The organism is Rivularia sp. PCC 7116, from assembly GCF_000316665.1.
Lineage (GTDB): Bacteria > Cyanobacteriota > Cyanobacteriia > Cyanobacteriales > Nostocaceae > Rivularia.
On record NC_019678.1, the window covers coordinates 8292582 to 8311840 of the forward strand.

General features: G+C 36.2%; 18 protein-coding genes. 9 read left to right on the top strand and 9 right to left on the bottom strand.

The annotated features are described in order from the left end of the window. Positions 1–813, bottom strand: coding sequence for an ankyrin repeat domain-containing protein (locus RIV7116_RS31720; protein ID WP_371261670.1), 813 nt, complete (start codon positions 811–813; stop codon positions 1–3). Between the two features lie 1357 nt (positions 814–2170). On the opposite strand from RIV7116_RS31720, the gene RIV7116_RS31725 reads away from it, so the two are divergent. The 3 genes from RIV7116_RS31725 (at position 2171) to RIV7116_RS31740 (ending at position 5572) form a co-directional block, all read left to right on the top strand. Then, positions 2171–2641 (top strand): hypothetical protein, encoded by a 471-nt coding sequence (locus RIV7116_RS31725; protein WP_015122441.1) that lies wholly within the window; start codon positions 2171–2173, stop codon positions 2639–2641. 365 nt (positions 2642–3006) lie between these two features. Then, positions 3007–3933 (top strand): mechanosensitive ion channel family protein, encoded by a 927-nt coding sequence (locus tag RIV7116_RS31735; RefSeq protein WP_015122442.1) that lies wholly within the window; start codon positions 3007–3009, stop codon positions 3931–3933. A 34-nt stretch (positions 3934–3967) separates the two neighbouring features. Next, positions 3968–5572: a DUF4419 domain-containing protein gene (locus RIV7116_RS31740; RefSeq protein WP_015122443.1), complete on the top strand. Its 1605-nt coding sequence runs from the start codon at positions 3968–3970 to the stop codon at positions 5570–5572. 518 nt (positions 5573–6090) lie between these two features. On the opposite strand, the gene RIV7116_RS31745 is transcribed toward RIV7116_RS31740, so the two are convergent. Then, on the bottom strand, positions 6091–6759 hold the full coding sequence (locus tag RIV7116_RS31745; RefSeq protein ID WP_015122444.1) for a hypothetical protein: 669 nt from the start codon (positions 6757–6759) through the stop codon (positions 6091–6093). Between the two features lie 854 nt (positions 6760–7613). On the opposite strand from RIV7116_RS31745, the gene RIV7116_RS31750 reads away from it, so the two are divergent. From RIV7116_RS31750 to RIV7116_RS31760, 3 genes are all read left to right on the top strand, one after another. Then, the gene (locus RIV7116_RS31750; protein ID WP_015122445.1) at positions 7614–7964 is read left to right on the top strand and encodes a VOC family protein; all 351 of its coding nucleotides are present in this window, start codon (positions 7614–7616) and stop codon (positions 7962–7964) included. Between the two features lie 154 nt (positions 7965–8118). Continuing rightward, a complete protein-coding gene (locus RIV7116_RS31755; protein WP_015122446.1) occupies positions 8119–8667 on the top strand; it encodes a TRAP transporter small permease subunit in 549 nt (182 codons plus the stop codon). A 16-nt stretch (positions 8668–8683) separates the two neighbouring features. Continuing rightward, a complete protein-coding gene (locus tag RIV7116_RS31760; protein ID WP_044292576.1) occupies positions 8684–10051 on the top strand; it encodes a TRAP transporter large permease subunit in 1368 nt (455 codons plus the stop codon). Between the two features lie 488 nt (positions 10052–10539). Here the strand turns inward: RIV7116_RS31760 and RIV7116_RS31765 are convergent, their stop codons facing one another. From RIV7116_RS31765 to RIV7116_RS31780, 4 genes are all read right to left on the bottom strand, one after another. After that, the gene (locus RIV7116_RS31765) at positions 10540–11841 is read right to left on the bottom strand and encodes a hypothetical protein (RefSeq protein ID WP_015122448.1); all 1302 of its coding nucleotides are present in this window, start codon (positions 11839–11841) and stop codon (positions 10540–10542) included. A 37-nt stretch (positions 11842–11878) separates the two neighbouring features. Beyond that, a complete protein-coding gene (locus tag RIV7116_RS31770; protein WP_015122449.1) occupies positions 11879–12583 on the bottom strand; it encodes a hypothetical protein in 705 nt (234 codons plus the stop codon). Positions 12584–12602: 19 nt separating this feature from the next. Beyond that, the gene (locus tag RIV7116_RS31775; protein WP_015122450.1) at positions 12603–14363 is read right to left on the bottom strand and encodes a serine protease; all 1761 of its coding nucleotides are present in this window, start codon (positions 14361–14363) and stop codon (positions 12603–12605) included. 280 nt (positions 14364–14643) lie between these two features. Beyond that, positions 14644–14883 (bottom strand): hypothetical protein, encoded by a 240-nt coding sequence (locus tag RIV7116_RS31780; RefSeq protein ID WP_015122452.1) that lies wholly within the window; start codon positions 14881–14883, stop codon positions 14644–14646. 58 nt (positions 14884–14941) lie between these two features. Between RIV7116_RS31780 and RIV7116_RS31785 the strand changes: the two genes are divergently transcribed. Next, entirely contained in the window at positions 14942–15235 is a 294-nt protein-coding gene (locus RIV7116_RS31785; RefSeq protein WP_015122453.1) for a HigA family addiction module antitoxin, read from the top strand. Positions 15236–15370: 135 nt separating this feature from the next. Here the strand turns inward: RIV7116_RS31785 and RIV7116_RS31790 are convergent, their stop codons facing one another. Continuing rightward, positions 15371–15976, bottom strand: a complete 606-nt coding sequence (locus RIV7116_RS31790; protein WP_015122454.1) for a DUF4126 domain-containing protein — start codon at positions 15974–15976, stop codon at positions 15371–15373. Positions 15977–16237: 261 nt separating this feature from the next. On the opposite strand from RIV7116_RS31790, the gene arfB reads away from it, so the two are divergent. Together arfB and RIV7116_RS31800 are read left to right on the top strand one after the other, a co-directional pair. After that, a complete protein-coding gene (arfB, locus tag RIV7116_RS31795; protein ID WP_015122455.1) occupies positions 16238–16651 on the top strand; it encodes an alternative ribosome rescue aminoacyl-tRNA hydrolase ArfB in 414 nt (137 codons plus the stop codon). Positions 16652–16913: 262 nt separating this feature from the next. Beyond that, entirely contained in the window at positions 16914–17336 is a 423-nt protein-coding gene (locus RIV7116_RS31800; protein ID WP_015122456.1) for a hypothetical protein, read from the top strand. A 218-nt stretch (positions 17337–17554) separates the two neighbouring features. On the opposite strand, the gene RIV7116_RS31805 is transcribed toward RIV7116_RS31800, so the two are convergent. After that, on the bottom strand, positions 17555–18253 hold the full coding sequence (locus RIV7116_RS31805; RefSeq protein WP_015122457.1) for a Uma2 family endonuclease: 699 nt from the start codon (positions 18251–18253) through the stop codon (positions 17555–17557). A gap of 80 nt (positions 18254–18333) precedes the next feature. Beyond that, on the bottom strand, positions 18334–19236 hold the full coding sequence (locus RIV7116_RS31810; RefSeq protein WP_015122458.1) for a pirin family protein: 903 nt from the start codon (positions 19234–19236) through the stop codon (positions 18334–18336). Positions 19237–19259: the final 23 nt, after the last annotated feature.

Here is a 19259-nt window from a genome sequence, read left to right on the forward strand (position 1 = left end):
TTAAGAATTAATTCGACTCCATTTAAAGTTAGTTAAATCTAAAATGTAATCTATGGAGTTTTCAATATAAGCTTTTTGAGTCCATAATTTACCACCACTAATGTAAATTTGGGATGGTTGTTGAAATTTAGCTTTATGTTGGCTTATCCAACCAGGTTTATTTCCGATGGTTTCAATTTTTTCGATTTTGAATGAATCGCAATTCAATCGGTAAACTGGAGTTTCGTTGAGTACTCTTTGATTTTGATAACCATTATTTCCGATAATGTAGATGTGATTGCCTACCAGAGTTTGTGATTTATCTTTTATTTCCCTAAGCTGTAATTCTTCGTCACCAACATCTAACAGCGATACTCGTATTTCATCACTAATATCGCTAAAATCATCATTTTCAGAAAGAAGGATTTCGACGATTTCTAAATTAGCTGCTTTGCTTATTGCATTTTGGTGACAACTATCGACTTTATTTATATCAGCACCAACTTCAAATAAAATTCTGACGCAATCGGTAGCACCAGATTCAGCAGCTTCCATTAAAGGAGTATTCAAATACTCGTCGGTTTCTTCAATATCAAATCCTTCTAAAACTAACCATTCTAGAATTTCGGCATAATTATATTTTATTGGGTAGAAGAGCGGAGATTTCCACCAAAATGAAGAATCATCGCGACTTGGTGTAAAAGGAAATATTAATTTGACTTTGTCTAAATTGCCAGTTTCCAAACTTAACCAGAAAGCATTTCTACCAAAGCAATCGAGAAGAGAAATATCAGCACCTGCTTCAAGTAAGATTTTGATACAAATTATTTTTATCTAAGTAGATAAGTACGATAAAACCTAACTATGTCATTACGAGCGTAACGGAGTAAAGCGAAGTAATCGCAATAGTTTCAGCTATTTTACATTTCCTTACGTAGATAGATTTATTTGTGCCTACCTACTTGTACCAATTCTGTATGAGGCTGGGGCTACTGAAACTAAGCCCGCCTACGCGGGCTAAATTAGGCGCATCTTTATAAAGAAATGGTATTACACAATCTATATAAACATCTTTCTGATTGATTAAACGAGAAACTGCTTTGATATTCCCTTTCCTTACATAATCATGAATTTTCATGTTTTTTTGAATAACGATAAAAATAAATTAGTAGGCAAACCATAGGTTATACCATGTCCGCTTAAACAGTTATCATATCTGTGGGGGAGGAGTAATAAGTAATAAGTAATGAGTAATAAGTAATAAGTAATGAGTAATGAGTATTGATGAGTAGTAGGTAACAACCGGCATCTTTTCAAACCCGGTTATATTTTAAGTAATTAACCAGACTTTATGTTAGAGGATGGTTGAAAAATATTATTAAAGGGTGGGTGTAATCTTACCATTGCGCGGGATTACTATCTCTCTATGCCTTTGGGGCACGCTACGCTAACGCGAAGCGAATAATGACATAGTTACCTTACTTTTACATAAGTTCTATATATAAGAAAATTTGATTCACATTTGAATTGAGCAACGTCCAAAAATTAGATAAAGCCTTGAAACTGCTTATATTTCCTGAAATACCTGATAATAACGAAATAAATGGGATTAATTTTATATGCCAGTCATAAAAGTGACATATAATCATCACAGCTATAAATTACGATGCGATATATCTATATACATCAGGGAGAAATCCCTAGATAACTTACGTTAATCCGTTAGAAAGGCGGTCAAAAAAAGTGGATACTTGAGTGAGTAGGAAGAATGCCTACTGATGAGTAGATAATACGATACATTATCCGCAGTAAGTTTGGCGATAGCTTTAACCAAGATTTCCCTTGTAGAAATCAGTGGCTAAGAAATTTTAACCAAACCCATAGCAGAAAATATGAAGTAAGTCTTGATTTGTGTTCCGAAAACAGCAGACAATCTTCAACAGATTAAGTTTTGATGTTGCTTGCCAGTAGGATATAAGTCAGCGATACTGCTTCGATTTAATTCGAGTTATTACCGATATTGCAATTGTCTGCAAATAATACTGCCAGACAAGGCAATTACAGTACGAAAATTCTTTTCCAATCTAAATAAAACCCTGTATGCAAGTAAAAGTGATTATTAATGATTGCTTTTTATGCATAGATAACTGACACGCGACAAACAAAAACTATTTTTTCGAGGTAAATAATCATGAAATTCACAATTGCTTCCTTAATCTCCATCGGTTTTGCTTGCACAGTTGCAATCACTGCACCCATGTCTGCTTTCGCTCAAGAAAAAAATCCTCAACCTCTCAACTACTTTGGTGTAGGTGCTTCTAATCGCGGTGCGGCAATTGAAAGCAAACTTTCGATTAACAATCGTTTTTCAGTGCGCCCAACAGCTACAACCAAGCTTTTTGAAGAAGGCGATCGCCATGCCACAATATACGTACCAGTAACCTACGATTTTGGTCAAACATCAAGTGGATTGCGTCCCTTTATTGGTGGAGGTGCTGGTATAACTACCGAAAACAGACAGTTTGGTGGAGTTTTAACAACCGGTGCTGACTATCGTATCAACAAACGCCTCACCGCAGTTGGTAGCGTCAACTTGGGCTTATTCGAGGATAACCGAGACTTTAGCGCCGTATTAGGTGTAGCAACAAACTTCAATCGTTAATGCCAATCGATTCTTAACTTTCGCAGTTAATAATTAATAAATATGTAGAGATATTGCCATGCAATGTTTTTACATATTTAACTTGAAAAATATTTGCAAGTCATCACGAGGTTGTGAGTAAAGAAACCAAAATGGATAATATTGCTTCTGGCAATTTTGGCGATAGTCGGAACTCTAATTGTATTTGGCTTTGTTTTTCCTTGGCTTTATAGAAAAGTCAGTAATTTGCAAAGTAAGCGAATTCCAGCTATTAGAATTCAAAATTTTGAACTATTACCCGCTACCCGAATTTCTCGGCTGCTAGTTGGCTTGTTAAAATTGCTGAGATTTTTATTTTCAATTTTCTAATTATTAACATCATCATAATGACAGATTTGCTTGCAAATATTCAAAGATGGCTTTCTAATCCCACTATCACCAAATTCATTGAAGTGGTGATTGGAATAGTAATTATTGCATTGATTTTTCGATTTATTCGTCAGTCAATTCCCCGCTATATTCAAGATTCTGATATTCGTTATCGTACCCGTAAAACTATCAGTCTTATTGGGTATATAGTCATGCTGCTATTTGCAGTATTTGTATTTAGCGATCGCTTGGGACAATTTACTGTTATCTTCGGTGCAGTCGGTGCGGGTATCGCTTTTGCGCTACAAGAAGTAATTGCCAGTTTTGCAGGTTGGGTGGCAATTTCTTTGGGTCAATTTTACAAGCCAGGTAATAGAGTGCAGTTAGGCGGTATCACGGGTGATGTGATTGACATTAGCATTTTACGAACTACTTTAATGGAATGTGGTGACTGGGTAAAAGCCGATTTATACAACGGACGTATTGTCAGAATTGCTAACAGTTTTGTATTTAAAGAACCCGTATATAATTATTCAGCCGACTTTGCTTTTCTTTGGGATGAAATTACAGTACCGGTAAGATATGGTAGCGAACATAGATTAGCAAGAGAAATTTTAGAGGAAGTAGTGTCGGAAGTCACTAACGAATATATTCCTCAAGCCAAACAACAATGGCAGAAAATGACTAATAAATACCTGATTGAAGATGCACGAATAGAGCCGATGATTACTTTAATAACTAATGACAATTGGATGGAATTTACAATTAGATATGTTGTCAGCTATAAAAAGCGGCGTATGAAGAAAGACCAATTATTTACTCGTATTCTCGACGAGTTTGAAAACACAAACGGAAGAGTTGCATTTGCTTCCCAGACTTTTGCACTTGTTGAAGCTCCAACATTTAACGTTAAATTTAAAGACGAAGAGAAAACAATTTTGTAAGACTCCTAATTCAGCGAGGGTTGAGGGTAATTATATGAGTCAAATTGCTTCAATACTCCACCACGATGAAAATGAAATATGTTTTAAAGTTGATGAGGTAGACGTTTTTAAAAACTTGTTACCGCTACAAACTTGTTTTAAACAGTTAGAAAAAAGATTAAATTCGAGTTTAATTGCTTTTAGTCATGATGAGAATTTTGAAGTTATAGAGCAATTAAACAACTCGAACTTACATTCCCTTGTAAATGCAGTTCATCAAGCTTTTGCAGAGCATCGTCCTTTATTACTGACTCCCGATGCTATCTGGATGGCGATCGCTGAGGGTTTTGCTCAACATATCAATAATAATGCAGAACGGTTACGCTATCAATTCGTTAGTCATTCGAGCAAGAGAGAATTAAAAGTTGCTGTGGAGAAGCTTACCAATAATCAAGATTGGCAGCAAGCTGTGGAATTATGGTCAAAGCTAATTGACGAAAATGTCAAAGCTGATATTGCCGATTTGATGGTTTGCGATTTTAGTACCACTACGCCAATTATTCGTACAGCCAGTCAAGTTGTGATGATGGATGCTTTGAAGCAATACTTTGATTATGGGTTGTATGCGATTTGCGGTATCCCTTGGATTATTGTACTGGGAAGCATTGACGATTGGCAGAAGATTCGGGAAAGGGTAGCAATCATAAGTCAATATGATTTGGATTGGTGGACAAAAAGATTATTACCAATTTGCGACGGCTTTATTGAAACGGTTGCTGGTAAACCAAGTTTGGAATTTTGGCAGCACATCTGTAAACCGCAATCTATGTATGGGGGAGATGTAATTACTGGGTGGTTAGCGGATTTGTTTCCCTATTTAAAAGATGATATTACCAAATCCCCTACATATAAAAATCCGATTTTAGAAACACCACGAGAAGAATTGACGATAAATCACGGAATTCCACCACGAATGTTCCCTAACGGAATTTCTCAAGCTTCATTTTCCTTAAGCACTCTTCAAGGAGAATCACATTTGGAATTAATTGCTGGTTTTATCGGAGTTTGTCAAAATCAACAAACTGGTTGTCTTCATCCAGAGATTGGTTGGGGAATTAGACAGCAAGATAATTTTGTAGGAATTTTGAATAAATTAGAAAAAGAACATCAGCTTAATTCTCCTACAAATTGGGAGTTTGAAGAAGGTTCTTATATGAACGAATTACCAGCAGATTTAATTCAACTTTTAGAAAGATTTGATGGTGGTACTTTATTTGCTAATACCGAACATCCTTGGAATATTAAAGCATTCAAAGAATATACACCTTGTAAGATTACAGATAATAAAGTTTTTACCATTTTTATTCAACTTAAAGATAATCGCTGTATTGCTTTTGCAAATATAAGACGAAAAAATGGCAAATTTGGAGATAAAGATTATCGAACTTGGTTTGAATGGTGGATTGTTGTCGGGAAACCTATTTTAATTGAAGATAAAGGTTCGATTGAGAGTAAAAGTTGGATATTGAAACCGGAATCAACCAAAATGATTGCAAAAGGGATTCCGCAATTATTTGAAAGAATTATTCAAGCAGAAGGAAGATATTATTTTGATGCTGAGGATTTTATTGCTGATGAATCAATTCAAATTTTAAGTTAGCATTAATAACAACACACACAGAAATCTCCTCGCTTATTCTGGAGACAATTAAAATCCTATCCCCACCGCTAAACGAAGAAAAATAGCTTTTGTTATCAAGTATTAATTAGTAATAAAACGGTTGGGAGAAATTATCAAAAGTTAATTTAGTGTTCTAACTTGCACAATCCTTAACAAGCCACATAAACCGCCTTGGAATAAATTCCCAGGCTAATATACAAAGTACGTTAAAACGCACTAAAATCAATGCCCAACCGTTAAAAAATGTTTATCGCTGCATTTATTTTTCATGTTGATTCCCATGCTGCACAATATCGGTAGAAGTCACCACGGTGAAATATTAACTCAAGCTCAACTTGTAGATTAAGGGAAAATTTACCCTTTGCTAGACTCAAAATCTTTCAAGTTTAACGAAATTGCAGTAGCACACCATTATGCAGAATCACCGAAGGCGATCGCTAAAGTTACCTTGGATTTTAGATTTTACAATTTGTACCGTACTTATTTAAGACTTCCAATTACCTATTCTGCGGAATCCTTACCCTTTGCTTGGTAAAATAAACTTGTGTCGCATCTTTCAAACTATCTTTCGGACTGCTTGATGCATTCACCAAAATATGAGCGGGATTAATTTTGGGTAAAGGAGTAGGGTGTTCGAGAGTAATTTTATTGTTAATAGATATTTTATTATTCTCTAACTGCTTCCAATTTCTAATTGAGTAAACCGTTGCATCACCATTCTTATAACATAACCTACCAAAAGCCAAACCTTTAGCAGCTTCGGGAACTTCGAGCAAATAAAAGTAATCCGGACTCAACCATTCTTGCAAACTACTACCGTCTCCCCCCTTACCAATATAGGTAATGGCAGCAGAAGGAACTTTTGACCATTTTTTACCATCTAAGGCTTCCGGAAATATAACTACGGGAACTACAGGCTTCGATTTAAAAGACACTTGCCTATAAAAGGTTCCTCCATCTATTTTAACTCCCGCTCCCTCACGCTCCTTGATTCCATTTTTATCGTATTTATCTACCTTAACTTGAGTAAGTGCTTTGGCTTTACTACAAAATTCAGCGCGGTTTGCTTGCTTTACTCGATTATCATTGAATAATTTCAAACTAATTCCAATAACAGCGATTAATGTAGTTAATAATAGTCCCTTAAATATTAAACCAGACTTCATTTACGGATACAGATATAGTATTCACTAATACGTTATAGCGCTAATTCTTACAGCAATCCATATACTCTCACAACAAAAAATCACTTTCAGGATTTACAGAATCGTATATCTTGCCGATACTTCCAACTTAACCTTTACCAAAACTTCTTCCCTTGAATATGCTCCACAAGTTTTCGACCAATTCCTTGATTGCGATCGCTATGGCTAAAGGCTCAATGATGAATATAGCAGCAACGAACATCAATTTATTTTTTAATTAAGCTTTGCAGATCAACTACTTGCAGTAATTATTACAAATCAATATTATAAAAACCCGCCTTATTCTCAATATAAATACTATTTTTTTGTTTTCATAGTAAAATAAATTACTCAAAAATGTAACCTATCTTCAAAAGTCTATATCTAATTTGCCAAGAAAATTATTTAATGCAATTTCGATAAATACAACTTTGATTAACAGTCGATTTTTCAGTCAAAATACGGTTTCAATATTTTTATAGTGATACAAAATACTCAAATTACGCAGAAAAAGCAACAATTCGACATCTGAACGCGAAAAAATTTCCGTATTTTGCAATCAGTATTAACAAAAGTATATTTCCCTTAATACTTTACTAGCCACTAATGAGAATACTGTCAATAATTCCACGAAATGACGTTGTTTTTGAAAGGTTATCTAAGTCACTTTTCGTGTAAAATATTTTTTATATATAATCTGTTTGGACGTATTTTATTTATTTTAATTAAAATAAATTTTAAATATAAAAATTATAAATTGAAACAGTTAATCAAATGACAAAAATTATTTTAGATAATATCAAGCAAGAAAGATTGTGGATGAGTGATTGAGGTTTATGTTAAATCAAATAGCTTTAAACCTTATAGTAATTCGCGTCGAAGATTTAACTAGAAGCAGAAAATTTTACGAAATATTAGGAATTAGCTTCTTATACGAGCAACATGGCAATGGTGAAAAACATCTGTCCGCAATGTTGGGAGGAATTGTATTTGAAATTTATCCGAGCAGTAATAATATAGATACTTCAGGAGTGCGTTTGGGTTTTCGCGTTTCTTCCGTAGATAATACTATAGAAGAATTACAAGCAATTGAGACAGTTATAGTATCCCCACCAAAAGATTCTCAATGGGGAAGACGTGCTGTAATTATAGACCCCGACGGTCATAAGATAGAACTTGTTGATTAATTATATTTTCCGTAGATGGGAAGATAAAAATATGCTCCCGAGTAGGTAGAGGAAGAATTTTAACTGCTCACTGCTCACTGTTAACTGATAGACACAACTTTTCTCCCTTAGAGATGTAAACTACTTTTACGAAGGTTGATAAAGGTAGCGGGTTTTGGAAAAACTTTTAAAAATATCGCGAATCATCGATGCTTTTAATGAGCTTATCGGTAAAATTACTAGTTGGCTGGTATTAGTTTTAGTAATTGTCGGTGGGTGGAATGTTGTCGGCAGATATCTAGGACGATTAACTGGTAGTAATTTGAGCTCCAATGCTTATATTGAAGCTCAATGGTATATTTTTAGCTTAATATTTTTTTTCGCGGGGGCTTACGCTCTCAAACATAACGAACACGTGCGGGTTGATGTTTTCTACAGTAAATGCAACCCCCGTCAGAAAGCGCTTATAGAAGTTTTAGGTACGATATTCTTCTTAATTCCATTTTGTGGTTTAATTATTTTCTATTCTTGGGAAACCATTGTTAATTCTTGGTCAATTTGGGAAACTTCTTCAGATCCCGATGGTTTACCGCGATATCCCATAAAAAGTGCAATTATCGTTGCTTTTGCATTATTGATATTGCAAGGAGTCTCTCAAATTATTAAAAACGTAGCAATTTTAAAAGGTTATTTACAACCCCAGGAGGAAAGCAGTGATTACTGATTGGCTTGGTCCATTAATGTTTGTCGGTGCTTTAGTTTTATTGTCTTTGGGGTATCCGGTAGCATTTTCCCTGGGAGGGGTTTCGATTCTCTTCGCTTTATTGGGAGTGGCATTAGGTTTAGATAATTTCGATTTGCAATTATTTGGTTTAATGCCGTTGCGAATTTTTAAGATAATGGCGAATTATACTCTTTTAGCTATTCCCTATTTTATTTTTATGGGGTCGATGCTGGAAAAAACGGGTATCGCCGAACGTCTTTTGGAAACAATGGGAATATTGTTTGGACGTTTGCGGGGTGGTTTGGCTTTAGCGGTGGTAATTGTTGGTGCCCTACTCGCAGCGACTACCGGAGTTGTTGCGGCGACAGTGGTTGCTATGGGTTTGATATCCTTACCAATTATGTTGCGTTACGGCTATGATAAACAGTTGGCAACTGGAGTGATTGCAGCATCGGGAACTTTGGGACAGATAATTCCCCCATCGGTAGTATTGATAGTACTTGCAGACCAATTACGGATAGGCGATCGCAACCTTTCTGTGGGTGATTTATTCATTGGTTCGATCATTCCCGGTTTGATGATGGCAGGTGCTTTTGCATTATACGTGTTGATAATCGCATTTTTGAAACCGGAAATTGCTCCACCGTTACCCCCCGAAGTCAGAAATATCAGCGCGGTGAAATTATTTGCCCAGGTATCTCAGGTAATGCTGCCGCCTTTAATATTGATATTGTTGGTATTGGGAAGCATCTTTTTCGGATTCGCCACACCTACCGAAGCCGGAGCAGTAGGTTGTATAGCCACAATAATTCTTGCTGCCGTATACCGTAAATTAACCCTTGCAACCCTGAGTCAAGTTTGCGACGCGACTATGCGAATTACTAGCATGGTCATATTTATTTTAATTGGCTCAACTGCCTTTGCCTTGGTATTTCGCGGGCTTGACGGCGATATTTTCATGAAAGATGTTTTAAGTAATATCCCTGGTGGAGAAGTAGGATTTTTGCTAGTTAGTATGGTAGTTGTATTGCTGCTAGGCTTCTTTATCGACTTCTTTGAAATTGCCTTTATAGTCATACCGTTATTTGTTCCTGTAGCGCAACAGTTAGGAATTGATTTAGTTTGGTATGGGGTTATATTAGGAGCAAATTTACAAACCTCATTTTTAACGCCTCCCTTTGGTTTTGCTCTATTTTATTTACGGGGTGTTGCACCAAAAGAAGTAACTACGGTAGATATTTATCGAGGAGTTATGCCGTTTATTTTGATTCAGCTATTGGTATTGGGATTAATTATTATATTTCCGCAGATTGTTACTTTCTTGCCTTCATTAATGAAGCCAGCGCCGGTTGAGGTTTTGAGTTCGTTCGTAGTTGCGCTTTAGCGCCAAATATTGAACAACCCCAATCTATGCCTTAGCTGCTAAGTTGGGTTGAAGGTGTAGCCGTAACCCAACATCAATGTTTTGGTTTTTAATTATTTATTTTATTTAAACGCAGAGGGGCACGGAGGGTAACGCAGAGGGGCGCGGAGAGTTGGTAGGTTGGGTTAGAAACGCAAGAATAATTAATCGTTGACAAAATATGAAGATGCGTTTTTAACCCAACATTAAGGTTTTGGTTTTAGTAATAGATTACTTGAGGGTTTTATTATTTGTTTTACTAGCCATGATGATGTTGGGCTTCACTATGTCCTTTGGGCACAATTCGTGAACGTTCAACCCAACCTAGTAGTCCTTTGCATTAAATATGGTGGGTATATAGTAATTAAAATATTTTCTACCCCCTCTACCTCTTCTTCCCCCCCTACCCCCTCCCATCCTTACTCGTCAAAATTAATGGAATCGAATACTAGGAAATTGAGAATTTTAGATTAAGAGAATAAACGGGGAAGTAAAACCCCAGTTAATGCTGCAAAAAATGCTAATAATGCGCTGACAGCTTCCGGAGATAGATATTTTGATAACCAACTGGGTTTAATAGTTTGTACCGGAAACTCTGGATATAGCCCTACAGCAATGCTTTGACTTTCACCAGAGAATAGAGTTTGTAAGCCCTGGGAAGACTTAGAATTAATACTTACCGAGCGTAACTTCCGAATCCCTGGCTGTTTAGATGGAATAATCAGAAACTGCTCGGGTTGTAGCTCCATAACTTGAGTATTCATCCGAACTTTTCCGCTTATAATTGTTGAAATTTCGATTTGATCTTTGACATTTCCTGTATTTTCCAAGCGAGTAAAATTTACCTTGCTTACATCTAAATCTCTCCAAATCCACTCATCTAAGTCATCTTTTTGAGATTTGGCTGGATTTGGTAATTTAATAGTTAGTTCAGTTGGTGTAAGTAAGGTGAATGTAATATCATCAATAATTGATTCCAACTCTAATGATAATTCCTCATCATAATCATCATCACTACGAATATCTAATTCAGGTATATTAACTCCTGCTAAATTGAATTGTAGTTTTTCTTCTCCAAGTTTTACTCGCAAATTACCAATTTGTTTTGTCTTTTTTGTTTCTGGTAATCCTTGTGAAGAGAGGCAAGTTTTTGACAGTAAATTAGCATCCAGAAGACACAGAGATAGTTGAGCTTCTTTGGATTCATAAGTAAGATTACTTACTTGGCTTTCAGGAAAAAGTCTAAGTTCTAAAATTGACAGTTGATTATTTACAAATTGAGTAGGAGTAATCATCAGCGTACTTGTAGAGTTTGGGAATTCCATAGTTAAAGAATCCATCTGAATGAGTTTTTCATTTAGAGTAGGATCTGATTTGCTAGAAAATTTCCCTGTAAAGACTAAAGCTTCTGGTTGTTTACCTTCGATTTGTAGATTTTGGATGCCTTGAATTTGGTCAAAAAAGAGTTTTTCTGAATTTCCTGTATACTCAAAGCTGATTTCCTTGGCAATGACACTTCCTTCAAAGTTATAGCTACCTCGGAAAACATAATTACCTAATAGAATTCCCACCGACAACAATAAGACTATAATTGCGATGATTTTATCAGTTTTCTGTCTACGCAGGAACTGGTAAACTCGTTTTAAAAGCCGCCAAAATTGCACAACCAACCATCTGAGGAGAGAAAATATCATCCCCAAGGTTTGTTTAATAAAAAGCAACATCTGAGTGTAATATTGACTGTTACTTGGTGGCGGGTTATTCGGCGGCATTAGTAGTATTAATCGCGGGGAAAATAGTATGTTTTAGTTAGAGTAAATGAGGATTGTGTTGGAAACGAAATTTATGAGGCACAGACTTATTCTTACTATCTTCAAGATAAAGTTCATAAATTCCAGGACGAGCTTTACCATATTTCCAAGAAATTTTAATTTGTTTTCTGGGAATCTTGCGAGAAGTGTTGAAAACTGGCTTCCCTTTATAACGAATTTGAATTTTAGAAAAGCTTCTACGGTGAGGATTCTTCACTACAAACTGATATTTGTCAGATATTCTACCTAAAACTACTGGAAAATAAATGATATTCCCATTACGATTAATGTGAGAAAGTGCCCGGAGACTTCTACTTGGAATACCTGCTTTTTGTAATATGGTTGTCTTCAAAGGAAAATTAAAACCATTAGTATCGCGTTTAAGGGTGATTTTATCCAGAAGATATCTTCTATAATAAGATTCTAATCGAAGTTCAGGGTATTTCTTCCCTTTCATGGGCACTCCTTTCATGGGCACTCTGAGATGAAGCTTGCTGGGATATCTGTTGCTTAATTCTCCCGTAGAGAAAGAAATTAGATCGACTGACCCAGGACTAACATTAGGACTTATCAATCCTTCACAACGGTTATTTTCTCGTCGTATATAAGCATGTGATTTAGAATTACCAGAAGGACATGCTTGCGCTGTTAGGGGAATAAAACAAAAGAATGAAAAATTTATAATCAGTAGTTTCCAATTCATAAGATAAGAAAATAATTTACTACAAAATATTCCAAACACGTAACTGTTTAATCACTTCATCAATTGGATAACCTACACCATGTCCACTTGTTGAAGAGTCATTTTCATCATATTCAGAACTTGGTTCATTAGGATTTGGATCGCTATCGCGTTTACCATTAGCCCGCATAACCATACCGATTACCTGCCCTTGCTCGTTGAGTACAGGGCTTCCAGAATTACCTAGAGCAAGTGGGGCATTAATGTATATTTTATTTTTATTCTTTTTAATTTGTGTTGCTTTCCCAGCAACAGGAAACCAGTTTTCTTCAATGTTATTTGGGTGTCCTATAATTAGAATAGGGGTCAGAGGTAAAATCTTGCCAGGAAGATAACTAAAAGCCTCGATATCCGACGGAACCCCGTTCACTTTCAGAACTGCTAAGTCTAAATCTGAGTTATCGAAACTAGTATATTTTTCAATTTTAGCTTGAGCTTGATTATTATTAGTTTTTGTAAATGGAACTCCATTATCTTGTTGTTCTGGAACAGGATCGTAAAATTCTACGGAAATCTTCTGATGGAGTTGTTTTAAATTGTCATTCGCGACTACATGGCGATTAGTTACAATCCAAGCTGTTCTACCTTCTTTTTTTACTATCCAACCTGTTCCCAAGGTTTGATTATCCCTGCTCTTTATTCTCACGGTAGATTTATACGCTGCTTCTGATAATGTGCTTCGATTATTACCACTGAATGCTATATTAGTCTGAGAATTTTGTCGTTGTAGTTCTATATTTCGTTGGTTTTCTGCTCTTCTGAGGTTGTTTCGAGCAGAAGCAAAATTAGGGTTGATTCGAGTAGCTTGCTCAAAATTAGTAATAGCTGCTCTCCGGTTTCCTTGATTCAAATATATAATACCTAAACCATTGTAAGCAAAAGAGTTTCTTGGATTAATTTCAAGAGCTTTGCGATAGTAATAACTCGCCTGTTGAAAATTACTTTGCAGATAATATGCTTTACCTAACCTATAGTAAAGAGAAGAACTTTTATAACCAATTTTAATTGCTTTTTCATACTCAGCTATTGCCTCACTTTCTCTGCCCATCTCACTCAAAAGGCTACCAAGACGTATGTGATTGCTAGCAATTAGGTCTTTTCTATCAGAGGGAGTATTCTGTGTCGCTTTTTGATATTCAGCGATTGCTCTTTCATATTCAACTATTGCTTCACCTTCTCTACCCATCTGAATTAGAACATCAGCCTTATAATTACGTGCCCAAGCAATCAAGTCATATCTAGTTGGTGGAGAGATATCTATTACTTTTTGATAAACTCTTATAGCATTATCCCATTGATTGAGGTAGGCATAAACATTTCCTAAATTTCCAGAAGCTTGAATGTTTTTAGGGTTAAGTTCAACAGCTTTTTCATAAGCGTTAATTGCTTTTTCTAACTTATTCTGCTCTGAATAAACCATACCCAAGCCATTATAGGCATATGAATGATTGGGGTCGAGTTCAATTGCTTTTTTAAACTCAACAATTGCTTCATCCAATCTATCTTGATCTCGTAGCGCTCTACCCAATCTATAGCGAGCTTCTGCTGTATTCGGTTTACACTGAAGATATTTTCTCCAAATAGTTTCAGCTTTTTGATATTCCAATTGACGATGAGCATTGGTTCCTTCGTCAAACCACTTATCTACATTAATTTCATTACATTGAGCAATAGCTGGCTGTGAATGTAAGGCTACTGGTAATACTAGTAAGAAAGGCAACGATTTGAAAAAACTCATCATTTATGAAAGTTTTCGCTCAAGACTCTATTTTATACAATCTCATTCGACAAAAATTTGAATATCAGAGTTCCTACATTGCGAAAGATGTCAAAATTGTTAGCGAAAGGTTACTAGACTTTATATAAATACATAAATGAGAGTATTAATATTACTATTTCGTACATTTTTGTAACAATTAATTGCAAAGATATTTTATACCGGGAGTGATAAGAAATTCCGAACACTAAGTAATTACTAATGTATAAATTGTTTGATTACGATTTTCAGATTGTTACAAATACTACGATATTCCATCCCAAATCTGAGAAGCAGGAATAGTTTGTCCACTCATAGCTTCATCCCAAGCTTGACGAAAATTTTCTTTAATTACCTCTAATGGTGTGTCATCTTCATCAATTTCCGCATCTTCCCGAATCAATACAATTACTTCAACTCGACTATTCTTATCCGTAGTTATAGGTTTGTCTAAAGTAAGTTGTCCATCTTCATCAATGGTTCCCATCGCTTTAATTGCTTTCATCGGTTATTCCAAATGTCACTTTGAAAATACTTTTATATTATCCTTATAAAAAACCGCTATGACCTACATCCATCCCGGTGAAATCTTACAGCAGGAATTTCTCGAACCAAGGAATATTAGTGCTTACCGTCTGAGTAAGGATATAGGTGTAACTCAAACAAGAATCAGCGAAATTTTATCCGGGAAACGCAGCATTACAGCCGATACAGCTTTGCGTTTATCGCGTTATTTCGGAAACAGCGCTCAATTTTGGCTTAATTTACAAACCCAATATGATTTACGTCAAGCAATTGATGAAAATGCTCAAGTTTACAATCAAATATCTTTAGTTGAGGTTAATGAAGTTGGATAAGTTGCTAAATATACAATTGTAATTATCAAATATAGCGCTTTTCATTTGAGTGCAATACAGTTTGAGAAACCTCACCCCCTTCCCCTCTCCTTGTTAAGTAGAGGGGTGTATTCTATTCAACTGAAAACTGCTATATTATCCTTCATCCACAACATCTCTCATCTTGCGTCTGCGCTTTCTCTTGGCAATAAACTTGAGAATCCGACGAATACCATAAATCAACAGAAAAATAACCAGCAACGTTGATAATACAGGTAAACTAATTGCCAAGATTGAAATAACAATAGAAGAAATCGCTTCGACAAACCCAACAATTGGGGCACCCATACCGGCAGTTGTTACGGATGCAGTTAACCTAGTCACAGATGTTGTTAACTCCACAGTCTCGGCAGTAGCTCCCCCAGCAATAACCGTCAAAATCCATAAAAAAGTTGGATCGAAATCTCCCGCCATTGATAAAGTTGATGCAGTAATAAACATGCCCGCGATGGGAGCCAGAGCTATTTCGATAGAATCAAGAAAGTTACTTACCCAAGGAATAAAGTAGGCTAAGACTTCAATTGTTGCAGCAATACTCAAAGTGGTGATTGCGTTTTGAGTTCCCAACCATTGCCAATCAGAAGATAGCTGTAACGCTCCACTGTGGGCAGCCATACTCAGTGCCAAAGGTGGAATAAATACTCGAAAGCCACAAGCAGCGCTCAAGCCTATACCTAAACATAATGCCGCAATTAAATTCATGGAGTCAAATCGGTATTTTGGTTTATTGTAGTGATTCAACCGATGAATTCAGTAAATACAGTTGAATCATCTCATTTTTAACTCAAATTTAGTGAGTAGTTAAGAGTTATGAGTTAGGAGTTAGGAGTTAGGAATTAGGAATTAGGAGTTATGAGTTAGGAGTTAGGAGTTAGGAGTTAGGAGTTATCTATTCTTCCCTTTACCCATTACCAATTATCAATTACCAATCCCCCATGCCCAATGCCCATTCCCAATTTTTAAATGCAAATTTCTAATACCGTAATTATTCCCGACAACGAAATTGAAATTAGTGCAATTCGTTCTCAAGGAGCTGGCGGACAAAATGTGAATAAGGTTGCTACTGCGATTCATTTACGTTTTGATATTAACGCTTCCTCGCTACCAGATTATTATAAAAATCGACTTTTGAAATTAAAAGATAACCGAATTACTCAAGATGGAATTATTATAATTAAAGCGCAAGAATCCAGAAGTCAGTTAAAAAATAAAGAAGATGCTTTTGCTCGGTTAAAAGAACTGATTAAAAGCGCAATGGTAATTAAAAAGAAACGCAAACCTACTAAACCTACAAAGAGTTCGCAAAAGAAGCGAGTTGATTCCAAGAAAAAGCGCAGTCAGGTTAAAAATAATCGGAAGAAGGTTGTTGATGAGTAGTTGTTTTTAATTAATTATCTTTGGTAGGTTGGGTTAAAGGCACAAGAATAAATTTATGATTCACCAAAAATTAAAATCTGCCGTAACCCAACATCAATGTTTCAGTTTTGATAATAGATTATTTAATGTCAACTTGATGTTGGGTTTCTCTACGTTCAACCCAACCTACGAAATAAATTCACGTTGTCCGCTAGCGTATCTCTGTGTGATTTGCCGGACATCATATAAACTATTAATAATAAATTTGGTTTAACTAAAAACAATGACAGCTATACTTAAAATATCATTTTTCTGCTACTTAATTACAGCCATTGCCTCTATTATATTTGGCATTATTTATCTAACCCGCTCGGAATTCATGCCTTATCATGCAGCAGCATTAGAAAAAGAATGGATGCAATTAAATATAAAAACTCAAACTTTAATATTGGCATTAATGCGAGTTGCTGGAGGTGGCTTTCTTGCAACTGGTATGGTAGTGATTTTTTTAATATATTTATATATTAAAACAACGGAAGAATGGATAATTTTTATTATTCCAACTATAGGTTTTGTGACTTCATTCTCTTCACTTTATGCCACACTGATTGTGAAAAATCGTACACCAGGATTACCTCCGGTTAACTTAACTTTACTGTCAATATGTTTGATGTTAACTGGGTTTATCTTGTCGCTCGCTGCTTGAATTTTTGCTACTGCTGTACCTTATAAACCTGCAATATTCTGTATTTTTATTTTTCACTTAACTAAGTTTCAATTCCAGCATCCCTTATAGCGTTTCCTAAGCAACTGAGGTACAGCGATTACCTCACCCCGATAAAGCTGTGCTTTATCTCCCCTCTCCTTATCAAGGAGAGGGGTTGGGGGTGAGGTTTTGTGTGTACTTCAATAGACTGGGAAACGCTATAACCGTTGTTCTAATTCTTCCAATCGCTTCAAAGCATTTTCCTTAGCTTCTCGCTCTTGTACAACTAACTCAGTTCCCCACAACAGTAAATTACCCGCTTCATCCCACCACCTTAACCAGTAACCCTCGCGGTTTTCGCGTCTTCCCTGCCAAACCCCGATAAATAACTGCATCTCATCGAGCCAGTAACGGTTATTTTCATCGGGGTTACGCAAATCATATCCCGATTCATCCAAGCGATGAACTTCTAAAGTACCGCTTTCTGGTTCAAAAATAATATAGTTAGGTACTCGCAGAATTTGCTCGTAGTAAAACCATTTTCCGGGGGGATAGGTGCGTTTACTGGAATATTCTGTACCTTCCGCATCTGAAAGAAATTCCATTACCACTACTGGAATCTCACCTTGTAAATTGGGGGTATAGCTGCGTTTAACTTCCTCTCTAGCCACGTTAATTTGCGGTACATAAGCCCAATCGGGAGCTTTTACGACAATTTTGTCATTTACAGTAGCGCAGATGCCGTAATTAGTCGTGACGAACGCAGCGGACGGCAATATTTCTGCTAATTCTAAACTTTCAGTAAGCACCGCAGCAATGTACGGACTATAAAGATTATCTACTATTTCGTCGTCTAAAAAGAAGTCTTCGGGCAATAATTCCCAAGTAATATTATAGGGACGAACGGTAACAACCATAATAACTGCAAGCGAAGGAGTTGAATTATAGTATAGCGATATTAATTATTTATTAGTAACCAATTACCAATTAGCAACCTTTAAGAAAGCGCTTGCGGCTTACTATACTCAGTATCCTCATCCGCAGGTAACGGAATAAATTCGTCCTCCTCGGGTACCTTGCTAAACTTCCCTTCTTTCCAATCTTGTTTAGCTTGCTCAATTCGTTCGGGACGACTTGACACTAAATTCCACCATTTATAGCGATCGCCTACTGATTCTCCACCAAATACGATACATCTAGCTTCTGTATTTGCACTTATCTTAACTTCGCTACCAGAATTCAAAACGGCTAGCTGATGTTGTTCTAAATTCTCTCCATCAATACTCAAACCGGGAGTAATGCTGTAAACTGCTCGTTCGCTAAAAAAGTCGGGTAAAGCAAACTCTGTATTCGGTTTTAGCTGTACGTCTAAGTAAAACATTGGCGATACAGTTTCAACTTTGGAAGCACGATTAAAAGCATTGCCCACAACCAAAGTTATCGTCACACCGTTTACATCCCAAACGGGTAAATTATCTTTTGGGTAATGACGGAACCAAGGTGCGGTTTCTTCGCGTTCGTTGGGCAGAGCAACCCAAATCTGAATGGCGTGTAAAGTTGCGTCTCGATTTCTCGATTCCTCGGGAGAGCGTTCGGAATGTACGATACCAGTACCAGCACTCATCCAGTTGACAGCACCGGGTTTAATTTCTTGAACGGTACCCAAACTATCACGATGCAATAATTCCCCTTCTAATAAATAAGTTACGGTAGCCAAATTTATGTGAGGATGAGGTCTTACGTCAACACCTTTACCAGCAGGAAAAACAGCAGGTCCCAAATGGTCAAAGAAAATGAAAGGACCAACCATTTGACGCTCCTCTTGAGGAAGACAGCGACGAGCTTCAAAACCACCTAAATCTTTGAGATGGGGTTTAATAATTTGATTAATACTAGACATAAAACTATGGCGATAGATGCTTC

Coding starts and splice junctions, on each gene's coding strand:
- RIV7116_RS31785 (WP_015122453.1), top strand. CDS start 14,942: ATGACCTACATCCATCCCGGTGAAATCTTACAGCAGGAATTTCTCGAA.
- RIV7116_RS31765 (WP_015122448.1), bottom strand. CDS start 11,841: ATGCCGCCGAATAACCCGCCACCAAGTAACAGTCAATATTACACTCAG.
- RIV7116_RS31800 (WP_015122456.1), top strand. CDS start 16,914: ATGACAGCTATACTTAAAATATCATTTTTCTGCTACTTAATTACAGCC.
- RIV7116_RS31790 (WP_015122454.1), bottom strand. CDS start 15,976: ATGAATTTAATTGCGGCATTATGTTTAGGTATAGGCTTGAGCGCTGCT.
- RIV7116_RS31725 (WP_015122441.1), top strand. CDS start 2,171: ATGAAATTCACAATTGCTTCCTTAATCTCCATCGGTTTTGCTTGCACA.
- RIV7116_RS31750 (WP_015122445.1), top strand. CDS start 7,614: ATGTTAAATCAAATAGCTTTAAACCTTATAGTAATTCGCGTCGAAGAT.
- RIV7116_RS31770 (WP_015122449.1), bottom strand. CDS start 12,583: ATGAATTGGAAACTACTGATTATAAATTTTTCATTCTTTTGTTTTATT.
- RIV7116_RS31760 (WP_044292576.1), top strand. CDS start 8,684: ATGTTTGTCGGTGCTTTAGTTTTATTGTCTTTGGGGTATCCGGTAGCA.
- RIV7116_RS31780 (WP_015122452.1), bottom strand. CDS start 14,883: ATGAAAGCAATTAAAGCGATGGGAACCATTGATGAAGATGGACAACTT.
- RIV7116_RS31775 (WP_015122450.1), bottom strand. CDS start 14,363: ATGATGAGTTTTTTCAAATCGTTGCCTTTCTTACTAGTATTACCAGTA.
- RIV7116_RS31805 (WP_015122457.1), bottom strand. CDS start 18,253: ATGGTTGTTACCGTTCGTCCCTATAATATTACTTGGGAATTATTGCCC.
- RIV7116_RS31745 (WP_015122444.1), bottom strand. CDS start 6,759: ATGAAGTCTGGTTTAATATTTAAGGGACTATTATTAACTACATTAATC.
- RIV7116_RS31810 (WP_015122458.1), bottom strand. CDS start 19,236: ATGTCTAGTATTAATCAAATTATTAAACCCCATCTCAAAGATTTAGGT.
- RIV7116_RS31735 (WP_015122442.1), top strand. CDS start 3,007: ATGACAGATTTGCTTGCAAATATTCAAAGATGGCTTTCTAATCCCACT.
- RIV7116_RS31740 (WP_015122443.1), top strand. CDS start 3,968: ATGAGTCAAATTGCTTCAATACTCCACCACGATGAAAATGAAATATGT.
- arfB (WP_015122455.1), top strand. CDS start 16,238: ATGCAAATTTCTAATACCGTAATTATTCCCGACAACGAAATTGAAATT.